Origin of the sequence: Rathayibacter sp. AY1B8, assembly GCF_002932775.1 — a bacterium.
In the GTDB taxonomy this organism is placed as follows: Bacteria; Actinomycetota; Actinomycetes; order Actinomycetales; family Microbacteriaceae; genus Rathayibacter.
In genome coordinates, this window is the sequence record NZ_PSWJ01000007.1 from 39,545 (window position 1) to 59,583 (window position 20,039).

A 20,039-nucleotide genomic window follows, 5' to 3' on the forward strand; every position below is an offset into this window, starting at 1 on the left:
CGCGCTCCCGCTCGGTATCCTTGACGTCATGGCACGCAGCACGGAACCGTCGACGAAGGCGGTCAAGGAACCCGGACGTCTCAAGCAGATGTGGCAGGTGTTCCAGATGACCCGCCGCTACGACAGCAGCGCCGTCTGGATCATCCTCCTCGCGCTCCTGCTCCCGATCCTGCTCGGCGTGCTCCTCGGCATCCTGCTCAGCAACGGCAACGGCTTCGTGATCGCGCTGTGGATCATCGTGGGCGTGATGGCCGGCCTGGTCGCCGGACTCGCCGTGCTCTCGCGCCGCGCCGAGCGCGCCGCCTACGGGCAGATCGCCGGGCAGCCCGGCGCGGTCGGCGCCGTCCTGCGCAGCGGACTGCGCGGCACCTGGACCGGCGGCGAGATGCCCGTCGCCGTCAACGGCAAGACCCAGGACGCCGTCTACCGCGCCGTCGGCCGCGGAGGCGTCGTGCTGATCGCGGAGGGCCCCGCCTCCCGGACCAAGCGCATGCTCGAGGACGAGCGGCGCAAGGTGGCGCGGATCCTGCCGAACGTCCCCGTCACCTTCGTGCACGTCGGCTCCGACGCCGATGCGACTCCACTGCACAAGGTGCCGAGCCGCCTCTCGAAGACGAAGAAGGTCCTCACCAAGGCCGAGGTCCTCGCGGTGAAGAACCGGCTCTCCTCGCTCAACACGTCGCTGCCCATCCCGAAGGGCGTCGACCCCTTCAAGGTGCGCCCTCAGCGATCGCGCTGACGCACGACGCGACAGGCCGGTCGGGATCTCTCCCGGCCGGCCTGCTTCGTCTGCGGCGCGAGTCAGTAGCGGACGAGAACCGTCCCGGCCACCTTGTCGTGGAAGCCGCGCTGGTCCGAGTCCCAGACGAGCGCCGGCACCAGCACGGCCAGCAGCACAGAGCGCACGATCGGGCGCCACACGCCGACCCAGCCCCCGCCGAGACGGATGACGCGCATCCCGAGCAGGCGGTGCCCGATGCTGCCGCCGATGGTGGGGATGAAGACGACCTGCAGCAGGACGAACAGCAGCAGGCTCGCCCAGCGGTCGTAGTCGAAGAACGCGAGCGACAGCAGAGCGGCGACGGCGAAGTCGACGGCCAGGGCGGCGATGCGGCGGCCGGACCGTCCGACCGAGAGGCGGCCCTCTCGGGGGAGGCCGAGACGCTCCCCCGGGTACGAGCTCGGGGCGGCGTCGGCGAAGGTCCTGCGGTCGGCGGCTGGCATCCTCCGATCCTATCCGCGGCGTCTCGGAGCGGACCGAGGAGCGGGTGGTCCGGCAGACGACGTGGAGCCCGACCCCGGACGGGCCCCGTAACATGTCGGAAACAACAGGGACACGGTGGGGAAACCCCCCGTCACTACCCTGGAACGGCTGCGCTCTGCAGCACCCCGTCACGCCATTGGAGACCTTTGCATGTTTAAAGATTCTTCCGAGGTGCTCTCGTTCATCAAGGACACGGACGTCAAGTTCCTCGACATCCGGTTCACCGATCTCCCCGGTGTCCAGCAGCACTTCAACATCCCCGCCTCGACTGTCGATGAGGAGTTCTTCTCCGTCGGTCAGCTCTTCGACGGGTCCTCGATCCGCGGATTCGCGAACATCCACGAATCGGACATGCAGCTGATCCCTGACGTGACCACCGCCTACGTGGACCCGTTCCGCGTCGAGCGCACGCTGATCCTCGTCTTCGACATCTACAACCCGCGCAACGGCGAGATCTACTCCAAGGACCCGCGCCAGGTCGCGAAGAAGGCCGAGAAGTACCTCGCGTCGACCGGCATCGCCGACACCGCGTTCTTCGCCCCCGAGGCGGAGTTCTATATCTTCGACGACGTCCGCTACGAGATCACGCAGAACTCCGCGTTCCACTCCGTCGACTCGGTCGAGGGCGCCTGGAACTCGGGACGCGTCGAGGAGGGCGGCAACCTCGGCAACAAGACGCCCTACAAGGGCGGCTACTTCCCGGTGAGCCCCGTCGACAAGCAGGCCGACCTCCGCGACGACATCTGCCTCAAGCTGATCGACGCCGGCCTCATCCTCGAGCGCTCGCACCACGAGGTGGGCACCGGCGGCCAGGCCGAGATCAACTACCGCTTCGACACGATGGTCCACGCGGCGGACGACATCCTGAAGTTCAAGTACATCGTCAAGAACACGGCCGAGCAGTGGGGCAAGACCGCCACGTTCATGCCGAAGCCGCTCTTCGGCGACAACGGCTCGGGCATGCACACCCACCAGTCGCTGTGGAACGACGGCACGCCGCTCTTCTACGACGAGAACGGCTACGGCGGTCTCTCGGACCTCGCGCGCTGGTACATCGGCGGCCTGCTCAAGCACGCTCCCGCCGTCCTCGCGTTCACGAACCCGACGGTCAACTCGTACCACCGCCTGATCCCGGGCTTCGAGGCGCCGGTCAACCTGGTCTACTCGGCCGGCAACCGCTCCGCGTCCATCCGCATCCCGATCACCGGCACGAACCCGAAGGCCAAGCGCATCGAGTTCCGTGCGCCCGACGCCTCCGGCAACCCGTACCTCGCGTTCGCCGCCCAGCTGATGGCGGGCCTCGACGGCATCAAGAACCGCATCGAGCCGCACGAGCCGGTCGACAAGGACCTCTACGAGCTGCCCCCCGAGGAGGCGAAGCTCATCCCGCAGGTCCCCGCGACCCTGGGCGAGGCGCTCGACGCCCTCGAGGCCGACCACGACTTCCTCCTCCAGGGCGGCGTGTTCACTCAGGAGCTCATCGACACCTGGATCGAGTACAAGCGCGAGAAGGAGATCAAGCCCCTCGCGCAGCGTCCTCACCCGTTCGAGTTCGAGCTGTACTACGGGGTCTGATCCCGCAGCACTGCCGAAGGGCCGTTCCTCCTCGGAGGGGCGGCCCTTCGCCGTCCCCGGCGCGCGGGCGTCAGCGGTAGGAGGGAGCGTCTCCCGCGGCCGGCCCGTAGAACAGGCGCTCGAAGACCGCGCGTGAGCGGCGGGTCACGCCGAGGTAGTCGTCCTCGAGCGCCGTCGCGGACCCGGCCGGGTACTCCAGCAGGCGCGCGACGCCCTCGAGCTGCCGGCGGTCGGTCGGGAGGACGTCGCTGGTGCGGTTGCCCCAGAGCGTGGTGCCCGAGCGGACACGGGACGCGAGGATCCACGCGGCACGCAGCCGCTCCGCGTCCTGCGGGCCGACCATGCCCTCCTCCTCCGCGACCGCGAGGGCGGTGAGGGTCGAGGTGGTCCGCAGCGCCGGGGTCCGCCGCGCGTGCTGCAGCTGGAGGAGCTGCACCAGCCACTCGACGTCGCTCAGCGATCCACGGCCGAGCTTGAGGTGACGGCGGGGGTCGGCGCCCTGCGGCAGACGCTCGCTCTCGACCCGTGCCTTGATCCGCTTCACCTCGCGGATGTCGCGGTCGGAGACCGCTCCCGGGTAGCGGACCCCGTCAGCCAGCTCCTCGAAGTCCTCGATGAGCGCCTGGTCCCCCGCCACTCCCCGCGCCCGGAGCAGCGCCTGCGCCTCCCAGGTCAGCGACCAGCGGGCGTAGTAGGCGCGGTAGGAGTCGAGGGAGCGCACGAGGGGCCCGTTCTTGCCCTCGGGCCGCAGGTCGGCGTCGAGGTCGAGCGGCAGGCGGGAGTCCTCCGTGAGCCGGACCAGCTCGGCGACGACGAACTGCGAGTAGAGCTGGGCCTGGTGCGGCTCGGCGGTGCCGGGTCGCTGGACGTACATCACGTCGGCGTCGGAGCCGAAGCCCAGCTCCGCTCCCCCGTACCGGCCCATGCCGATGATCGCGAACTCCGCGTCGGCGCCGGGCCGGGTCGCACTGCCGCGCCGGATGGCGGCGAGCACGCCGCCCAGCAGTGCGCTGATGATGTCGGTGAGGCTGGTCGCGATCTCCTCGATCGAGCTGAGACCGAGCACGCCCCCCATGGCGGTCCGCAGCACCTCGCGCCGGCGCATCGAGCGGAGGACTGAGGCGACCGCGTCGGGCGTCTCGTGCCGGGCGAGCACGGCGCGCACCTCCTCGGCGAGCTGGGCGGCGCTACGGGGGCGGAGGGCGTCGTCGTCCTCGAGCCAGGCCGCCGACTCCGGGATGCGGTCGAGCAGCTCGCCGACGAAGCGCGATCCGGAGAGCACCGTGGTGAGCCGCTTGGCGGCTCCGGACGAGTCGCGCAGCATCCGGAGGAACCAGGGCGTCCCGCCCAGTGCGTCGCTGAGGCGCCGGAACGCGAGCAGGCCGTAGTCGGGGTCCGGTCCGTCGGCGAACCACTGCAGCATCACCGGCACGAGGTGGCGCTGGATGCTCGCGCGACGCGAGACGCCCGAGGTCATCGCGGCGATGTGGCCGAGCGCCCCGCGGGCGTCCGCGAAGCCGATGGCGGCGAGGCGCGCCTCCGCCTGGCCGGTGGACAGCTCGGCGCCGCCGTCGGAGAGCGCGGCGACCGCGGAGAGCAGCGGACGGTAGAACAGGCGCTCGTGCAGGCCCCGGACGCGGTGCTTGATCCCGTTCCAGACGCTCAGCAGCTCCTCCGCCGTGCGGGCGAGCCCGCTGGAGCGGGCGAGGGTCCGCAGCTCGTGCTCGTCCCGCGGCATCAGGTGCGTGCGTCGCAGGCGCCGCAGCTGGAGGCGGTGCTCGAGCAGCCGGAGTGCTCGGTAGTCCTGCGCGAACTCCTCGGCGGCGGAGCGGCCGATGTACCCGCGGTCGGCGAGGGCGCCCAGGGCGAGCAGAGTCCCGGGCATGCGGATCTCGTCGTCGGTCTGCCCGTGGACGAGCTGGAGCAGCTGCACCGTGAACTCGATGTCGCGCAGGCCGCCGGGCCCGAGCTTGATCTGGTAGTGGACGTCGTTCTGCGGGATGTTCTCGGTGACCCGCTCCCGCATCCGCTGCACCGACTCGACGAAGTTCTCGCGGGAGGCGCTCGACCAGACCTTGGGCGCGACCGCGTCGACGTACGCCCGCCCCAGCTCCTGGTCGCCGGCGAGCGGACGCGCCTTGAGCAGCGCCTGGAACTCCCAGCTCTTCGCCCACCGGTCGTAGTAGGTGATGTGCGACTCGAGGGTGCGCACGAGCGCGCCCTGCTTGCCCTCCGGGCGCAGGTTCGGGTCGACCTCCCAGAGCTCCGGCTCCATCGCCAGCGCAGAGGTTCCGCGCATGAGGAGCACGGCGAGCCGGGTGGCGACGTCGATCGCACGGGCGTTCGTCAGCTCCTTCTCCGGGTCGCCCTCGGCGACGAAGATCACGTCGACGTCGCTGACGTAGTTGAGCTCGGACGCTCCCGCCTTGCCCATGCCGATGACGGCGAAGCGGGTGGCGGCGACCTCGTCGCGGCCGAAGCGACCCGGGCCCGCGCCCTCGACCAGCTCGGTCCGCGCCACGGCGAGGGACGCCTCCAGCGCGGCTCCGGCGAGGTCGGCCAGCGCCCTCGTCACCCGGTCGATCGCCGCGACGGGGTCGGCCTGGCTCAGGTCGTGGACGACGATCCTGGTGAGGAGGCGGCGGTACCGCACGCGCAACGCCGTCCAGCCCGCCTCCTCCCGGAGCGACGAGAAGCCGTCGACGGCGCCGACCGACTCGAGCAACTCGGCCTTCATCTCGGCGCGCCCGGGGAGCGTGCGCACCGGCTCGAGCACGCTGGCCAGCTCGTCGGGCCGGCGCTGGAGGAAGTCGGCGAGGCCGGAGGAGGCCCCCACCACCAGAAGCAGCCGGGTCAGGGCCTCGTCGTCGGCGAGGACCGCGTCCATGCTGTCGCGGTGCCGTCGCAGCAGGTCGATCAGAGCGAGCAGCGCCTCGTCCGGGTCCGCCACCCGGGCGAAGGAGGGCAGCACCGACTCGAGCTGCCGCCCGGCCAGCTCCTCCGCCTCGGCCAGCCGTGCCCCGGTCTCGCCGAGCGCGGCGAAGCCGAGGCGTGCGACATCGCGGAGGGAGCGTTCGCGGGGCATGGCCGAGGCGTCAGAGCATCTCGAGATTGCTGCGCAGCTCGTACGGCGTGACCTGGGCGCGGTACTCGGCCCAGTCCTTCCGCTTGTTGAGCAGCACGAAGTTGAACACCTGCTCGCCCAGCGTCTCGGCCACGAGCTCGGACTCCTCCATCAGCGAGATGGCGCGGTCGAGGCTGGCGGGCAGAGCGCCGTAGCCGAGCGCCCGGCGCTCCGCGTCCGAGAGGGCCCACACGTTGTCCTCGGCCTCGGCCGGGAGCTCGTAGCCCTCCTCGATGCCCTTGAGCCCGGCTGCCAGGAGCAGCGAGTACGCCAGGTAGGGGTTCGCCGCGGAGTCCAGCGCCCGGTACTCGATGCGCGAGGACTGCCCCTTGTTGGGCTTGTAGAGCGGAACGCGCACGAGGGCGGACCGGTTGTTGTGGCCCCACGAGACGTAGCTGGGCGCCTCGTCGCCACCCCAGAGCCGCTTGTAGGAGTTGACGAACTGGTTCGTCACGGCGGTGATCTCCGGGGCGTGCTTGAGCAGGCCCGCGATGAACTGGCGACCGAGCTTCGAGAGCTGGTACTGGGCGCCCTGCTCGTAGAACACGTTCACGTCGCCCTCGAAGAGCGAGAGGTGCGTGTGCATGCCCGAGCCGGGGTGCCCGGAGAGCGGCTTCGGCATGAACGTCGCGTAGACGCCCTGCTCGATCGCCACCTCCTTGATCACGGTGCGGAAGGTCATGATGTTGTCGGCCGTGGTGAGCGCGTCCGCATAGCGGAGGTCGATCTCGTTCTGGCCGGGGCCCGCCTCGTGGTGGCTGAACTCGACCGAGATGCCCAGATCCTCCAGCATGCGCACGGAGCGGCGGCGGAAGTCGTGCGCCGTGCCTCCGGGGACGTTGTCGAAGTACCCGGCGGAGTCGACCGGCTCCGGACCCTCGGCGCCGAAGGACGACGACTTGAGGAGGTAGAACTCGATCTCGGGGTGCGTGTAGAAGGTGAACCCGCGCTCGGCCGCCTTCGCCAGCGTGCGCTTGAGCACGTTGCGCGGGTCGGCGACGGCGGGCTGGCCGTCCGGCGTGGTGATGTCGCAGAACATCCGCGCCGTCGGGTCGATCTCTCCGCGCCACGGGAGGATCTGGAAGGTCGACGGATCCGGATGCGCGAGGACGTCGGCCTCGAAGGAGCGGGTGAGGCCCTCGATGGCGGAGCCGTCGAAGCCGAGCCCCTCCGCGAACGCGCCCTCCACCTCGGCCGGCGCGATCGCGACCGACTTCAGCGTGCCGACGACGTCGGTGAACCAGAGGCGAACGAATTTGATCCCTCGCTCTTCAATGGTGCGAAGAACGAAGTCCCGTTGCTTGTCCATCCAGACCCCTCCTGTTTCGACCCTCAGGCTACTGCCTCCGACCGGGGCCCGCGGGGCGCCCGAGGCGCGCCGTAGACTGGCGCCCATGTCAGCGCAGCCCGTGAAACGCGTTCGAACCCGCCACTTCCAGAACGCGAAGGACTCCGGTGTCCGCATCACCGGGCTGACCAGCTACGACCAGCTGACGGCGAAGATCTTCGACGACGCCGGGATCGACTTCCTCCTCGTGGGCGACTCCGCCGGCAACACGGTGCTCGGCTACGACACCACTCTGCCCGTCACCGTCGACGAGCTCATCCCGCTGGCACGTGCCGTCGCCGGAGCCGTCGAGCGCGCCTTCGTCGTCGCCGACATGCCCTTCGGCTCCTACGAGTCGGGTGCCGACGACGCGCTGCACACGGCGTTCCGCTTCATGAAGGAGACGCACGCGCACGCGGTGAAGCTCGAGGGCGGGGTCCGCTCCGCCGAGCAGATCCGGCGCATCGTCGAGGCGGGCATCCCCGTGATGGCGCACATCGGCTTCACGCCGCAGAGCGAGCACGGGCTCGGCGGCCACATGGTCCAGGGACGCGGCGAGGGCATCGAGCAGCTGCTCGCCGACGCGCGCGCCGTCCAGGAGGCCGGTGCGTTCGCCGTGGTCCTCGAGATGGTGCCCGCGGACGCGGCACGTCAGGTGACGGAGGAGCTGCGCATCCCCACGATCGGAGTCGGAGCGGGACCGCACGTCGACGGACAGCTGCTCGTGTGGACGGACTTCGCCGGATTCACCACCGGCCGCATCCCCCGCTTCGTGAAGCAGTACGCGGATCTGCGCGGCGTGCTCACCGGAGCGGTCACCGCGTACCGGGACGACGTGGAGTCCGGCGCCTACCCCGGCGCCGAGCACAGCTACGAGTAGCCGCGGTCAGCGGTCCTCGGCGGCGTCCTCCTCGGCCCACTTGCGGCTGTTCTCGTGCAGCCGCTCGAGGGCGTGCTCCGCCTCCTCGCGAGAGGAGAAGGGTCCTACCCGGTCGACGGAGGGGGACACGAATCCCTGCTCCACCGTGCCGGCCTTGAGGTTGTACCACCAGGAGTTCGCGTCGCCGTCAGCCATGCCGCGATCCTACGCCGCAGCCCGCGTCGGTCCGCACCCCCGCCCTTCGCTAGCATGGCCGCTATGACTGCTGCGGCGACCGCCATCGGGATCGACATCGGGGGAACGGGCATCAAGGGGGCCTCGGTGGACCTGGCCGCGGGCACCCTGCTCAGCGACCGGATGAAGCTCGCCACTCCCCCGGGCGGCACGCCGAAGGACATCGTCGCCACCGTCCAGCAGATCCTCGAGAAGATCCCGGACCTGCCCTCGGACACCCCGGTCGGCATCTGCTTCCCCGCCGTCGTCGTCCACGGACGGACGATGTCGGCGGCGAACGTGTCGGACGAGTGGATCGGCCTCGAGGCCGAGAAGCTGTTCGAGGACGCGATCGGCCGGAACATCTTCTTCGTCAACGACGCCGATGCGGCGGGCTACGCCGAGTCGCGCTTCGGAGCGGCGAAGGACAAGGAGGGCCTGGTCATCATGACCACCCTCGGCACCGGCATCGGGACGGCGCAGATCCACGACGGGATCCTCATCCCCAACGCCGAGCTCGGCCACCTCGAGATCCACGGCGGCGACTACGAGAAGAAGGCCTCGTTCGCCGCCAAGGAGCGCGACGACCTCGATTACAAGCACTGGGCGAAGCGCCTGCAGCGCTACTACTCCCACCTCGAGGCGCTGCTCTGGCCCGATCTCTTCATCGTCGGCGGCGGCATCTCCAAGCACCACGACGAGTTCCTCCCGCTGCTCGACCTGCGCACCCCGATCATCCCGGCGGCGCTCCGCAACAACGCCGGCATCCTCGGCGCGGCCGCGCTCGCAGGGCGGGGCTGAGTCTTTTTCCTCGGCGGTCCCCGCCCGCCGAGGCGCGGTCGGCCTCGGGAGGTGACGCGTTCCGGGGAGCGGGGTGCGGACGGCTACGGCGAAACGCTGGTACGCGTTTCGCCGTCTCGCCTGGTGCGTGGCGCCGTGGCGCACGGACGTGATCGGACCTTCGGGGTCCAGCGGTCGCGGTGAGCCACGACGGGGCGGGGGCACCTGGTCCTCGGCGGTCGATCCGCAGCGGCGTCTCAGGACCGTCCTCCGGGACCGTCGCCTGCCGGACGTCGTGCTGCACCGCTTCGTCCGCAGGAGGCAGCGCGAGAGATGGACCGCGCCAGTCCTGTCGAGTGGCGGCGCAAGGATGTATCGAGACCCGGGAACCGCCACGGCAGGCCGTCGCGCTGCCTGCGGGCGGGAGCGCGAGCTCGGCGACCGGCGGAGACGCGAGATGCCCCGCCGGGGCGGGGCATCTCGTGGCGAAGGGGTCGGCTGATACGCCGGGTTCTGTTCACGCCGCGCCTCTCGGCGGGCGCTGGACGGCCATCTCTCTCGGAGCCACGTCGCCGTGACCCTCCAGCGGTCTACCCGAGGACCCGACGAGCAGCCGCATCGTCCTCTGTCTGACCTTGCTCCGGGCGAGGTTTACCGAGCGGACCGGATCACTCCGGCCCCTGGTGGTCTCTTACACCACCGTTTCACCCTTACCGCCGGCCGGAGCCGACGGCGGTCTGTTCTCTGTGGCACTGTCTCGCGGGTCGCCCCGGGTGGGTGTTGCCCACCGCCCTGCTCTGCGGAGCCCGGACGTTCCTCGGCACCACGGCTCTCGCCGCGGTGACGCGACCGTCTTGCCGGCCCGTTCGCCCGTCCAGTGTACGGCTCAGGCGAGGGTGGACTCCTCGCCGCGCACCAGGATGCAGCCGCTGTCGGGGCAGAGGACGACCTCGTCGGGAGCGGAGGCGCGGATCCAGGAGAGGTCCGACTCGGTGAGGGCGACGCCGCTCCCCTCCGACACCTTCCCACGGAGGAGGGCCGCGCCGACCCCGTAGCGGGCACGCTGCTTCTCGTACAGCTCGACCAGGTCCTCCGGAAGCATCGTCACCAGGTCGGCGCGGTCCCGGGCGAGCGCCTCCTGCTTGTCGCGGAGCTTCTCGGCCTGCGCGTCGCGCTCCTCGGCGAGGGTCCCGAGCGAGGCGACGACCTCGTCGCGCTCGGCCTGAGCCGCGGCGACCTCGGACTCGATGCCCTCGATCCGCTCCATCAGGGTCAGCTCGATGTCCTCGAGGTCTCCCCGCCGCTTCACGAGGGAGGTGATCTCGCTCTCGAGCGCGGCGATGTCCTTGGCCGCGGAGGCGGTCTGCAGGCGGTCGCGATCGCGGGTGAGGCGCTTCTCGACCACGCTGACGTCGGACTCGATGCGCCCGAGCTCGGTGCGCACGTCCTCGAGGCGCCCGGTCCGCTCGGCGAGGGAGCGGCGGGTCTCGTTGTCGCGGGCCTGCATCGCCTGGATCCGCGCGATCTGCGGGAGCGTCGCGAGGGCGTGGCGCAGCTGCGCGCCCCTCGTGTCCAGACTCGCCAGAGTCAGGAGTTCGCGCTGGTGTGCGGGGCTGGCTTTCACGTGGCGGTCCTCGTTCCCGGCGCGCAGTACGGGCGCGCCGCGTCCATTCTCCCGTGCCCGCGGCGGGTCAGTGCACGATCGCGAAATCCCACGGGTCGGTGCGGGTCTCGCTCACCTCGACGGTGACCGTGGGCAGGGCCTCCCGCAGCGCGGTCGCGGCGACGTCGAGCCACAGCCACTCGCTCGCCCAGTGCGAGACGTCGATGAGGGCGGGCCCGGTGCCGTGCAGGGCCTTCTCGCGCGCCTCGGAGGCCGGGTGGTGCCGGAGGTCGGCGGTGATGAACACGTCGCTCGTGCGGACGGCGGGGGCGTCCAGGAGGGAGTCCCCCGCTCCCCCGCAGAGCGACACGCGGCGCACGGGTGTCTCGTAGGCGCCCGCGGCCCGCACTCCCCCTGCGGTGGCCGGCAGGAGCTCGGCCACGGCTCCGGCCAGGCGTCCGAGCGTCACCTCCTCGGGCAGATCGCCCACCCGGCCGAGCCCGACCGACGGGTCGGCGCCCGGGACGATCGGAGTCGTGCCGGTCAGGCCGAGGCGGGTCGCGATCACGTCCGAGACGCCGTCCGCGACGATGTCGGCGTTCGTGTGGGCCGAGATCAGTGCGCAGCCGCCCCGGACGAGGTCCACGAGCAGGCGGCCCTTGTAGCCGTCCTCGGCGATCGAGGTGACGCCGCGCAGCAGCAGCGGGTGGTGCGCGACCAGGAGCTGGTATCCGCCGTCGACGGCCTCCGCGACGGTGTCGGAGACCACGTCGACCGTGAGCAGGATCCGCTCCACCGCGGCGTCGGGGTCGCCGGTGACCAGGCCGGGCGCGTCCCAGCTCTCGGCGGCCGCCTCGGGCCAGAGACGGTCGATGACGGCGTGGACGTCGCGCAGTGAGGGCATGCGTCCAGGGTAGGGCCGCTCAGGGCGGGTGGTCGGTCTCCACGGCGCGGATCCCGGCGTCGGCCGCCGCGTCCAGGTCGGCTCGCGGGTGGTCGTCCGACTCCAGCAGGAGGAGGGTGATGCCGCCGTACCGCTCGATCTCGAGCAGGCCCGCGACTCCGGAGGCGGCGAGCACGTGGCCGCCGATCCCTCCGGTGGTGTCGACGACGTGCGTGTGCAGGCCGGCGACGCTGATCCCCTGGAACGGCTGCGGGCCGACGAAGCCCAGCAGCGTGCCCTCGACGCCGGTCGGCCGGACCTCGTGCTGGTCGCGCATCGCGTCCGGCAGGCGGCGGTAGGGCTCCGCCCGCGCGATCGGCCGGCGCAGGGTCGGGGTCTCCGCCCTCGCGCGCAGGCGGACGCCGACGAAGACGTCCGGAGTGGGCACGAGCGAGCGCACTGCGGCCAGTCTGCCGAGCGGCGCGATCGGGAGCCGTCGCGGCGCACGGTCGGTGGTCCGTGCTTGCCTGGGGACCATGAACGAGTACCTGCCCTGGGCCGTCGCGGCCGCCCTGCTCCTGGCCCTCCTCATCACGGTCGTCGTCGGCCGCCGACGGCGCACTGCGGCGGGAGCGGCGGCGGAGCAGGCCGCGAAGGAGGCCTCGGAGGAGCACCAGCGAACGATCACCGAGCGCGACCGGAGCCACGAGGCGGCGCTGAAGGCATTGACGGGCGCGCGCGACGCCGAGCGCGACCTCAGTCGGACCGAGCTCGAGACGGCGCAGGAGGAGGTCGAGCAGACCCGTGACGCGCTCGCCAGGACCTGGAGCAGCGAGGCCGTCTCGCACACCCTGATCCGGGAGGCGTGCGCCTCGGCGGGGCTGTCCGGCGTCCTCGCCACGAACGTCGTCTTCGTACCGGTCGACGCGCGCACGACGCGCCGCTTCCTCGCGCAGATCGACCATCTGCTGCTCACCCGGCACGGCGCGCTCATCATCGAGGCCAAGTACTGGCAGGGGGTCGTCTTCGACGGCGTGCGACCCGGTACTGTCCACCCCTCCTACGGCGTCCTCCTCGACGAGGACGCCCTGCCCGAGGCCTTCGCGGTTCAGATCGCACCGGGGACGGTGTCGCGGTGGACGGTGCGCACGCATGTCGAGCAGCACGTCCCCGCCCGGCAGGTCCGGATCCAGGCCGCGAGGCTCAAGGAGCACCTGGCCCTGAACGTTCTGCCCACGCCGTGGTTCGAGACGGCCGTGCTCTACAGCCACCCCGACGTCAGGACGTACGCGCCCGGATGGCAGGGCACGGGAGCGGCACGGACGAGGATCCTGACGGGAGTCGACGAGCTGACGGACGCTCTGGCCGATCTCGCACGGCGCCCGAACACCACGATCGGGGAGGACGCCTGGGGCGAGCTCTCCGGATTCCTCGCCGGATGCGGCGGCCATGTGGAGCCGGTCGGGCCGACGCGTGCGTGACCAGCAGGGGGACCCGGCGGCCGGGCGGGTACGGTCATGACCGGCCTGAGCCGGACAGGACGGCGCCAGACCCTGTAGCGCCGTGAACGACGAAGGTCCGCACTCCCGGAGGAGTGCGGACCTGTTCGGTGGATCCGAGGGGATTCGAACCCCTGACCCCCTGCATGCCATGCAGGTGCGCTACCAGCTGCGCCACGGACCCGTGTTTTGTTCTCTCTTGCTTCGTACTGTCTTTCGCTGTCTCCGCCCGGCGGAAGCAACTCGAATAAACTACAACACGATTCGCGTGAAGTGAAATCGAGCGCTGTCGCCGGGCGTGTTCGTCAGTTCGAGGACGTCGACGAGTCGACGGCGACGGGCTGCTCGAGGGTGAACGGCACCGTCGGGCAGTCCTTCCAGAGGCGCTCGAGCGAGTAGTACATGCGGTCCTCCTCGTGGAAGACGTGCACGACGAGGTCGCCGAAGTCGAGGAGGATCCAGCGGCCCTCCGCACGGCCCTCGCGGCGCAGCAGCTTGGCGCCGGAGTCGTTCAGGCGGTCCTCCACCTCGTTCGCGATCGCGACCACGTTGCGCTCGGAGCGGCCGGTGGCGAGGAGGAAGATGTCGACCAGCGGCAGCGGCCCCGAGACGTCGAGGGCGACGAGGTCCTCACCGCCCTTGGAGTCGGCGGCGGTGGCCGCGAGCTGGAGCAGGGCGCGGGCGGAATCGGTCGCAGTCATGAAGCCTTCAGTGTCGGTGGTGGAGATCAGAAGATGTTGAGCACGAAGCCGCCGATGAACAGCGCGATCGCGCCGACCAGCAGGACGGCCGCGGTGATCGCGAGGACCACCGGGACGCTCACGCCGGCGCGCTTCTGCGGCGCGATCATCGAGGTGCCGGCGGCGTGGGTGGAGACGGCGCTGGACGCCCGGACCGGCTCGGACTCGCCGACGGGCTGCTCGCGGTCGATGCGGTCGACGTAGCGGTCCACATCGGGCGAGTCGTAGAGGTTCGGGTGCTGGCCCGTGGAGCCGAGGCTGCGCGGGAGGTCGAACGAGCCGGTGACGAGGATCTCCCCCGTGTCCGTGCCGACTGTCGCGCCGGGGCCCGTGGTCGGCAGGATCAGCGCGTTGGTGGTGGTGACGGCACCGGTGGCGGCGACTCCGCTCGCGATGAGGGAGTCGAACGAGGCGTCCACCTCCTCCTTCGACTTGCTGTCGAGCTCCTCGGTGATGGCGAGGTGCTCGATCGGCGGCTCGAAGCTCCCGGTGATCTCGGTGGCCTTCTCGTCGGCGATGTCGAGGGATCCGCCCACCGACGCGAAGAGCGCGGTGTTCAGGTGCGGCTGCTCGGGCTGCTCGCCGGCCGTCGGCTGCTCGTCGTCCGCGTCCCGCTCGTCGGAGGCGTCCGCGGACGGCGTCTCGTCGGCGGAGGAGGAGCTCTCGATCTCGGCCTCGTGCACCTCGGCCGCGTCGGCCTCGTCGGCGTCCGCGGTCGCATCGGAGGCGGACTCGTCCGCCTCCTCCTCGGACGCCTCGGGGGCGTCCTCGGTGACGACGTCCTCGTCGCCCTCCGGCTCCTGCTCCGCTGCACCCTCGGGCACCGGCTCCGCATCACGGGACTCGTCGGCCGCCTCGATCACGGGGACCGCCCCGGTCGGCGGGAGCGCCGAGGCGCGCTCGACGTCGTCGGAGCGCTCGTCGTCGGACCGCTCCTCCTCGGCGGGCGGCTCCGCCTCCGGTGCGGCGGCGACCTTCTCCGCCTGCTGCTGCGCCAGCAGTGCGCGCAGCTCCCGACGGGTCAGCTGGCGGCCCGTGGCGTTCTCGGTGGCGACGATCTCCATCGAGGAGGTGCGCAGGTCGGGCTCGCTCGCGGGGCTCGGCTCGACGGGGGTGATCCGCAGGGCCTGGGTGGGGGTCAGCACCGGCATGTCGCCGGCGGTGGTGGCGGTCGCGGTGGCAGCTCGGCGGGACGTCGTCGGAACGGCGGCGGTCGTGGCCGCACCGGCCTCGCGCCTCTCGCGCTCGCGGATCTCGCGCCGGGTGAGCGGCTTCTCCTCGGGCTGAACTGTCATGACGTGCTCCGATACAGGTGGTGCTTCGAGATGTACTGGACGACACCGTCGGGAACCAGGTACCAGACCGGATGACCCCGGTTGACGCGGCTCCGACAGTCGGTCGAGGAGATCGCCAGTGCCGGAATCTCCAACAAGGATACGTCCTGGGCCGGCAATCCCGAAACGTTGAGGACGTGCCCCGGCCGGCTGACGGCGACGAAGTGGGCCAGCTCCCACAGCTCGTCGTAGTCCTTCCAGCTCAGGATCTGAGCGACCGCGTCCGCGCCGGTGATGAAGAACAGCTCGGCGTCGGGGTGCGCGGCGTGGATGTCGCGCAGGGTGTCGATCGTGTAGGTCGTGCCGATGCGGTCAACGTCGACGCGGCTGACGGTGAAGCGCGGGTTCGACGCCGTCGCGATCACCGTCATCAGGTACCGGTGCTCGGCGGAGGTCACCGTCTTCTTGTGCCACGGCTGGCCGGTGGGCACGAAGACGACCTCGTCCAGGTCGAACGACTGGGCCACCTCGGAGGCGGCGACCAGGTGACCGTGGTGGATCGGGTCGAAGGTGCCGCCCATCACGCCGATGCGCGGACGCCGCGGGCCTCCGCTCGCGGCGGACGTCACGATCGCTGGGCTCCCCGCCTAGTGTCCGTGACCGTGCTGGTCGTGGGAGCCGGCGCCGGTCTTGTGCGAGTGGCGGTTCGCCACGTCCCGGTAGCTCCAGGTGACGAAGCCGAGGGCCGTGAAGGCGACGGCGGCGATCAGGCCGAAGACGATCGGGGGGAACGGCAGCTCCGTGTGGGCCGCTGCTTCGGCGAGGACGGTCGTCGCGAGGGACATGCAGTGCTCCTTGGAGGTCGTGGTCGCCCCGGCGGGGCTCCGACGAGTCTACCCGGACGCCGCTCGACGGCGGATCGCCGGTCCGGGCGCTAGGCGCGGACCTGTCCCGCGCCGCGCAGCATCCACTTCGTGCTGGTCAGCTCGGGAAGACCCATGGGGCCCCGAGCGTGCAGCTTCTGCGTCGAGATGCCGACCTCGGCGCCGAACCCGAACTCGCCGCCGTCGGTGAAGCGGGTGGAGGCGTTGACCATCACGACCGCGGAGTCGACCTCGGCGAGGAAGCGCTCGGCGCTCCGGAGGTCGTTCGTCACGATCGACTCGGTGTGGTGGGTGGAGTACCGGTCGATGTGGCCCATCGCGGCGTCGAGGTCGTCGACGATCGCGACGGCGACGTCGAGCGAGTAGTACTCCGCGGACCAGTCCTCGTCGGTGGCGGGCACCGCGTCGGGCCAGAGCGCCGCGACGCGCTCGTCGCCGTGCACGGTCACTCCCGCTTCCGCGAGCCGGCCGAGGACGGGCGGGAGGAGGCGCTCGGCGGCGTCGCGGTGGACGAGGAGGGTCTCGAGGGCGTTGCAGGTGCTCGGACGCTGCACCTTGGCGTTGTGGACGATGTCCACGGCCCACTGCTCGTCGGCACTGGCGTCGAGGAAGACGTGGACGACTCCGGCGCCCGTCTCGATCACGGGGACCGTCGACTCCGTCACGACCGACTCGATGAGGCCCGCGCTCCCCCGCGGCACCAGGACGTCGACGTAGCCGCGCGCTCGCATGAGGGCCTTCGCGCCCTCGCGGCCGTGGTCGTCGACCGTCTGCACCAGCTCGGCGGGCAGGCCGACGGAGGCGACGGCCTCCTGCAGCAGCTCCACCAGGACGCGGTTCGTGTTCTCCGCGGCCGTGCCTCCACGCAGGATCACGGCGTTCCCGCTCTTGAGGGCGAGCGCCGCGATGTCGATGGTGACGTTCGGGCGCGCCTCGTAGATCGCTCCGACCACGCCGAACGGGACCCGCACCTGGGTGAGGGAGGCGCCGTTGGGCAGGTTCGATCCCCGCACCGTCTGCCCGACCGGATCGGTGAGCCCGACGACCGCGACGACGGCGTCGGCGAGGGACCCCAGGCGCGCCGCATCGAGGCGGAGGCGGTCCTGCAGGCCCGCGCTCATCCCGCTCTCGCGACCCCGCTGGAGGTCGAGCTCGTTCGCCGGGACGACGCGCGCGGCGCTCGAGCGCACCGCGTCGGCGATGGCGAGCAGAGCCCGGTTCTTGAGGTCGGTGGTCGCACTGCGGAGGGAGCGCGACGCGACGCGGGAAGCGGCGAACCGCTCGGTCAGCGCACTGCTGTCGGGGGTCGTCTGCGGCATCCGGCCAGTGTAGAGGCAGACGACCCCGGCGGCGGGAGTCAGCTCTCCTCGCCGGCCTCCGTGCCGTCGCCCTCGTCGGCGACGCGCCAGACGCCGCCCTGGCGCTCGCGCTCGAGCTCCGCGCGGGCCTCGGCCTTGGCGTCCATCCGCTCGAAGTAGTCCTCGCGACGCTCGTTGCGGGTCTTGCGCCGGTTGTCCTCGAGGCGGAGGTCCGTTCCGCGGGGCGCGGTGATGAGCTCGGCCGTCGAGGTGAGGGTCGGCTCCCAGTCGAAGACGACGCCGTCGCCGGGGCCGATGACGACGGTGGAGCCGGCGACCGCTCCAGCCGAGAACAGGCCGTTCTCGACTCCGAGCTTGGCCAGGCGGTCGGCGAGGAAGCCGACGGCCTCGTCGTTCGTGAAGTCGGTCTGCGCGACCCAGCGCACGGGCTTGGTGCCCAGGACCCGGTACACGTAGCCGTACGAGCCGCCCTCGACCCGGATCTCGAAGTCCTTCTCGTCCACGGCGCGGGGGCGGATGGTGATGCGCTCCACCCGCGGCACGGCGGCGAGCTCGAGGCGGTGCTTCTCGACGATCTCGGCGAGGGCGAACGTCAGTTGGCGGAGTCCCGAGTGGCTGACCGTCGAGATCTCGAACACGCGGTAGCCGCGGCCCTCGAGGTCGGCCCGGACGAAGTCGGCCAGTTCCTGGGCCTCGGGCACGTCGACCTTGTTGAGCGCGATCAGCTGCGGGCGCTCGATCAGCGGCACCTGTCCGTCGCCGACGGGGTACGCCGCCAGCTCGCCGAGGATGATGTCGAGGTCGGTCAGCGGGTCGCGGCCGGGCTCGAGCGTGGCGCAGTCGAGCACGTGGACGAGCGCGGTGCAGCGCTCGACATGGCGGAGAAACTCCAGGCCCAGGCCCTTGCCCTCGCTCGCGCCCTCGATGAGACCGGGCACGTCGGCGACGGTGAACCGCGACTCCCCCGCCTGCACGACGCCGAGGTTGGGCGCGAGGGTCGTGAACGGGTAGTCCGCGATCTTCGGCTTGGCCGCCGAGATCGCCGCGACGAGGCTCGACTTGCCCGCCGAGGGGAACCCGACGAGCGCGACGTCCGCGACGGTCTTCAGCTCGAGGACGACGTCGCCCTCCCAGCCCGGCGTGCCGAGCAGCGCGAAGCCGGGCGCCTTGCGCTTCGTGGTGGCGAGCGAGGCGTTGCCGAGCCCGCCCTGCCCGCCCGGAGCGATGACGAACCGGAGGCCCGGCTCGTCCATGTCGATCAACTGGTCGCCGTCGGGCGACTTGACGACCGTGCCGACCGGGACGGGGAGCTCCATGAGCTCGCCGTTCCCGCCCGCGCGGTGGTCGCCCATGCCGGGACCGCCGTTCTCGGAGCTGCGGTGCGGGTGGCGGTGGTAGGCGAGCAGCGTCGTCGTCTGCGGGTCGGCGACGAGGACGATGTCGCCCCCGTGCCCGCCGTTGCCGCCGTCGGGGCCGGCGAGCGGCTTGAACTTCTCGCGACGGACGGAGACGCAGCCGTTGCCGCCGTGGCCGGCACGCAGATGCAGCGTGACGTTGTCGACGAAGGTGACCATGGTGTGAATCCGTCCGTGAGTGCGTGCGGCGCCGGGATGCCGGCGCCGGGGGGCTGTGCCCCGGTAAACGCGCAAGGGGCGAGCCGAAGCCCGCCCCTTGCGTCCTGTGCCTGTGCGGCCGAGGAGGTCGACCCTACTGGGCGGCCGCCACGATGTTGACGACCTTGCGGCCGCCCTTGCTGCCGAACTCGACAGCGCCCGCCGAGAGGGCGAACAGGGTGTCGTCGCCACCGCGTCCGACGTTCGCGCCGGGGTGGAAGTGCGTGCCGCGCTGGCGGACGATGATCTCGCCCGCGTTCACGACCTGGCCGCCGAAGCGCTTGACGCCGAGACGCTGCGCGTTCGAGTCGCGACCGTTGCGAGTGGAGCTCGCGCCCTTCTTGTGTGCCATTTCTCATCTCCTCGAGACCGGGGGGCCGCAGCCCCGTACTGTTGCCCTGCAGGGCGATGGCTCGCTCCGCAGGTCAGCTCAATTCCTTTGCAGGACTACTTGATGCCAGTGACCTTGACGCGCGTGAGGTCCTGACGGTGCCCCTGGCGCTTCTTGTAACCGGTCTTGTTCTTGAACTTCTGGATGATGATCTTCGGACCACGGAGGTCCTCGAGCACCTCGGCGGTGACGGTGACGCCCGCGAGGGTCGCCGCGTCCGAGGTGATCGACTCACCGTCGACGAGCAGCACGGCAGGAAGCTGCACGGTGCCGTTCTCGTCGGCCTTGACGCGGTCCATCGTCACGATGGTGCCGACCTCGACCTTCTCCTGCCGACCGCCGGCGCGCACAACTGCGTAAACCACTTCTCGTACCTGTTTCTCGTCTGGACGGAGCGGAGGCCTCGTCCGGGGCTTGTAGGGACGGGGCTGAGCCCCGGTCTTCCGGTTCGTACCCGTCTCCTCACGACACGAGGGAACCGGCACCGCGGCCCGCGCCCCGTGAGGGGCGGAGCGACAACGGAAATCTGCGTGAGCACATGGATCGCGCCACACCAACGGTCAAGAGTACGGGATCCGCGCTCCACGGTCAAACGCACACGACTGCGAAGCCGTGTCCACCCGACCGGCGACCCCGTCACGATAGTCGAGGAGGAGGCGCGTGGACGGAC

The 20,039-nt window shown here is 71.1% G+C and carries 20 protein-coding genes, 1 tRNA gene and 1 other RNA gene; 5 read left to right on the forward strand and 17 right to left on the reverse strand.

Features of this window, described 5'->3' with window-relative positions; all coding sequences use genetic code 11:
• Positions 1-28 precede the first annotated feature (28 nt).
• Positions 29-739, forward strand: coding sequence for a DUF4191 domain-containing protein (locus C5C63_RS06520; protein WP_104325747.1), 711 nt, complete (start codon positions 29-31; stop codon positions 737-739).
• A gap of 62 nt (positions 740-801) precedes the next feature.
• Here C5C63_RS06520 and C5C63_RS06525 read toward each other — a convergent pair whose 3' ends face one another.
• Positions 802-1,224: an RDD family protein gene (locus tag C5C63_RS06525; RefSeq protein ID WP_104223667.1), complete on the reverse strand. Its 423-nt coding sequence runs from the start codon at positions 1,222-1,224 to the stop codon at positions 802-804.
• A gap of 190 nt (positions 1,225-1,414) precedes the next feature.
• On the opposite strand from C5C63_RS06525, the gene glnA reads away from it, so the two are divergent.
• Complete coding sequence (gene glnA, locus C5C63_RS06530; RefSeq protein ID WP_104223668.1) at positions 1,415-2,839, forward strand: type I glutamate--ammonia ligase; 1,425 nt, start codon at positions 1,415-1,417, stop codon at positions 2,837-2,839.
• Positions 2,840-2,909: 70 nt separating this feature from the next.
• Here the strand turns inward: glnA and C5C63_RS06535 are convergent, their stop codons facing one another.
• Positions 2,910-5,924 carry a bifunctional [glutamine synthetase] adenylyltransferase/[glutamine synthetase]-adenylyl-L-tyrosine phosphorylase gene (locus tag C5C63_RS06535; protein WP_104267215.1) on the reverse strand — a complete coding sequence of 1,005 codons (3,015 nt, stop codon included), beginning with the start codon at positions 5,922-5,924 and terminating at the stop codon, positions 2,910-2,912.
• A 10-nt stretch (positions 5,925-5,934) separates the two neighbouring features.
• A complete protein-coding gene (locus C5C63_RS06540; RefSeq protein ID WP_068253236.1) occupies positions 5,935-7,272 on the reverse strand; it encodes a glutamine synthetase family protein in 1,338 nt (445 codons plus the stop codon).
• 85 nt (positions 7,273-7,357) lie between these two features.
• Between C5C63_RS06540 and panB the strand changes: the two genes are divergently transcribed.
• Complete coding sequence (gene panB / locus C5C63_RS06545; protein ID WP_104226711.1) at positions 7,358-8,170, forward strand: 3-methyl-2-oxobutanoate hydroxymethyltransferase; 813 nt, start codon at positions 7,358-7,360, stop codon at positions 8,168-8,170.
• A 6-nt stretch (positions 8,171-8,176) separates the two neighbouring features.
• On the opposite strand, the gene C5C63_RS06550 is transcribed toward panB, so the two are convergent.
• Positions 8,177-8,365 (reverse strand): SPOR domain-containing protein, encoded by a 189-nt coding sequence (locus C5C63_RS06550; RefSeq protein ID WP_104223671.1) that lies wholly within the window; start codon positions 8,363-8,365, stop codon positions 8,177-8,179.
• Positions 8,366-8,428: 63 nt separating this feature from the next.
• On the opposite strand from C5C63_RS06550, the gene ppgK reads away from it, so the two are divergent.
• Positions 8,429-9,184 carry a polyphosphate--glucose phosphotransferase gene (gene ppgK, locus C5C63_RS06555; RefSeq protein ID WP_104239180.1) on the forward strand — a complete coding sequence of 252 codons (756 nt, stop codon included), beginning with the start codon at positions 8,429-8,431 and terminating at the stop codon, positions 9,182-9,184.
• Between the two features lie 465 nt (positions 9,185-9,649).
• Here ppgK and rnpB read toward each other — a convergent pair.
• The 4 genes from rnpB to C5C63_RS16990 all read right to left on the reverse strand — a co-directional run bounded on the left by rnpB (position 9,650) and on the right by C5C63_RS16990 (position 12,109).
• An RNA gene (rnpB, locus tag C5C63_RS06560) (RNase P RNA component class A) lies at positions 9,650-10,028 on the reverse strand.
• A gap of 21 nt (positions 10,029-10,049) precedes the next feature.
• Positions 10,050-10,787 (reverse strand): zinc ribbon domain-containing protein, encoded by a 738-nt coding sequence (locus tag C5C63_RS06565; RefSeq protein WP_104325723.1) that lies wholly within the window; start codon positions 10,785-10,787, stop codon positions 10,050-10,052.
• A 67-nt stretch (positions 10,788-10,854) separates the two neighbouring features.
• A complete protein-coding gene (locus tag C5C63_RS06570) occupies positions 10,855-11,670 on the reverse strand; it encodes a Nif3-like dinuclear metal center hexameric protein (protein ID WP_104325724.1) in 816 nt (271 codons plus the stop codon).
• Between the two features lie 19 nt (positions 11,671-11,689).
• On the reverse strand, positions 11,690-12,109 hold the full coding sequence (locus tag C5C63_RS16990; protein ID WP_181110569.1) for an acetolactate decarboxylase: 420 nt from the start codon (positions 12,107-12,109) through the stop codon (positions 11,690-11,692).
• 76 nt (positions 12,110-12,185) lie between these two features.
• Between C5C63_RS16990 and C5C63_RS06580 the strand changes: the two genes are divergently transcribed.
• Entirely contained in the window at positions 12,186-13,130 is a 945-nt protein-coding gene (locus C5C63_RS06580) for a nuclease-related domain-containing protein (protein ID WP_104325725.1), read from the forward strand.
• Between the two features lie 129 nt (positions 13,131-13,259).
• Here C5C63_RS06580 and C5C63_RS06585 read toward each other — a convergent pair.
• The 9 genes from C5C63_RS06585 to rplU form a co-directional block, all read right to left on the reverse strand.
• Positions 13,260-13,332 (reverse strand) — tRNA-Ala (locus C5C63_RS06585).
• 121 nt (positions 13,333-13,453) lie between these two features.
• Complete coding sequence (gene rsfS, locus C5C63_RS06590; protein ID WP_104223676.1) at positions 13,454-13,849, reverse strand: ribosome silencing factor; 396 nt, start codon at positions 13,847-13,849, stop codon at positions 13,454-13,456.
• Positions 13,850-13,875: 26 nt separating this feature from the next.
• Complete coding sequence (locus C5C63_RS06595; protein ID WP_104325726.1) at positions 13,876-15,183, reverse strand: hypothetical protein; 1,308 nt, start codon at positions 15,181-15,183, stop codon at positions 13,876-13,878.
• Positions 15,180-15,791, reverse strand: a complete 612-nt coding sequence (gene nadD, locus C5C63_RS06600) for a nicotinate-nucleotide adenylyltransferase (RefSeq protein WP_104223678.1) — start codon at positions 15,789-15,791, stop codon at positions 15,180-15,182. Before nadD ends, C5C63_RS06595 begins: the two co-directional genes overlap by 4 nt.
• Before the next feature lie 18 nt (positions 15,792-15,809).
• Complete coding sequence (locus C5C63_RS06605) at positions 15,810-16,007, reverse strand: hypothetical protein (protein WP_104223679.1); 198 nt, start codon at positions 16,005-16,007, stop codon at positions 15,810-15,812.
• Positions 16,008-16,096: 89 nt separating this feature from the next.
• Positions 16,097-17,365: a glutamate-5-semialdehyde dehydrogenase gene (locus C5C63_RS06610; protein WP_104325727.1), complete on the reverse strand. Its 1,269-nt coding sequence runs from the start codon at positions 17,363-17,365 to the stop codon at positions 16,097-16,099.
• 38 nt (positions 17,366-17,403) lie between these two features.
• Positions 17,404-18,939 carry a GTPase ObgE gene (obgE, locus tag C5C63_RS06615; protein WP_104325728.1) on the reverse strand — a complete coding sequence of 512 codons (1,536 nt, stop codon included), beginning with the start codon at positions 18,937-18,939 and terminating at the stop codon, positions 17,404-17,406.
• A 133-nt stretch (positions 18,940-19,072) separates the two neighbouring features.
• Positions 19,073-19,330 carry a 50S ribosomal protein L27 gene (gene rpmA, locus C5C63_RS06620; protein WP_068209107.1) on the reverse strand — a complete coding sequence of 86 codons (258 nt, stop codon included), beginning with the start codon at positions 19,328-19,330 and terminating at the stop codon, positions 19,073-19,075.
• A 95-nt stretch (positions 19,331-19,425) separates the two neighbouring features.
• Complete coding sequence (gene rplU, locus C5C63_RS06625; protein ID WP_104223682.1) at positions 19,426-19,734, reverse strand: 50S ribosomal protein L21; 309 nt, start codon at positions 19,732-19,734, stop codon at positions 19,426-19,428.
• Positions 19,735-20,039 lie beyond the last annotated feature (305 nt).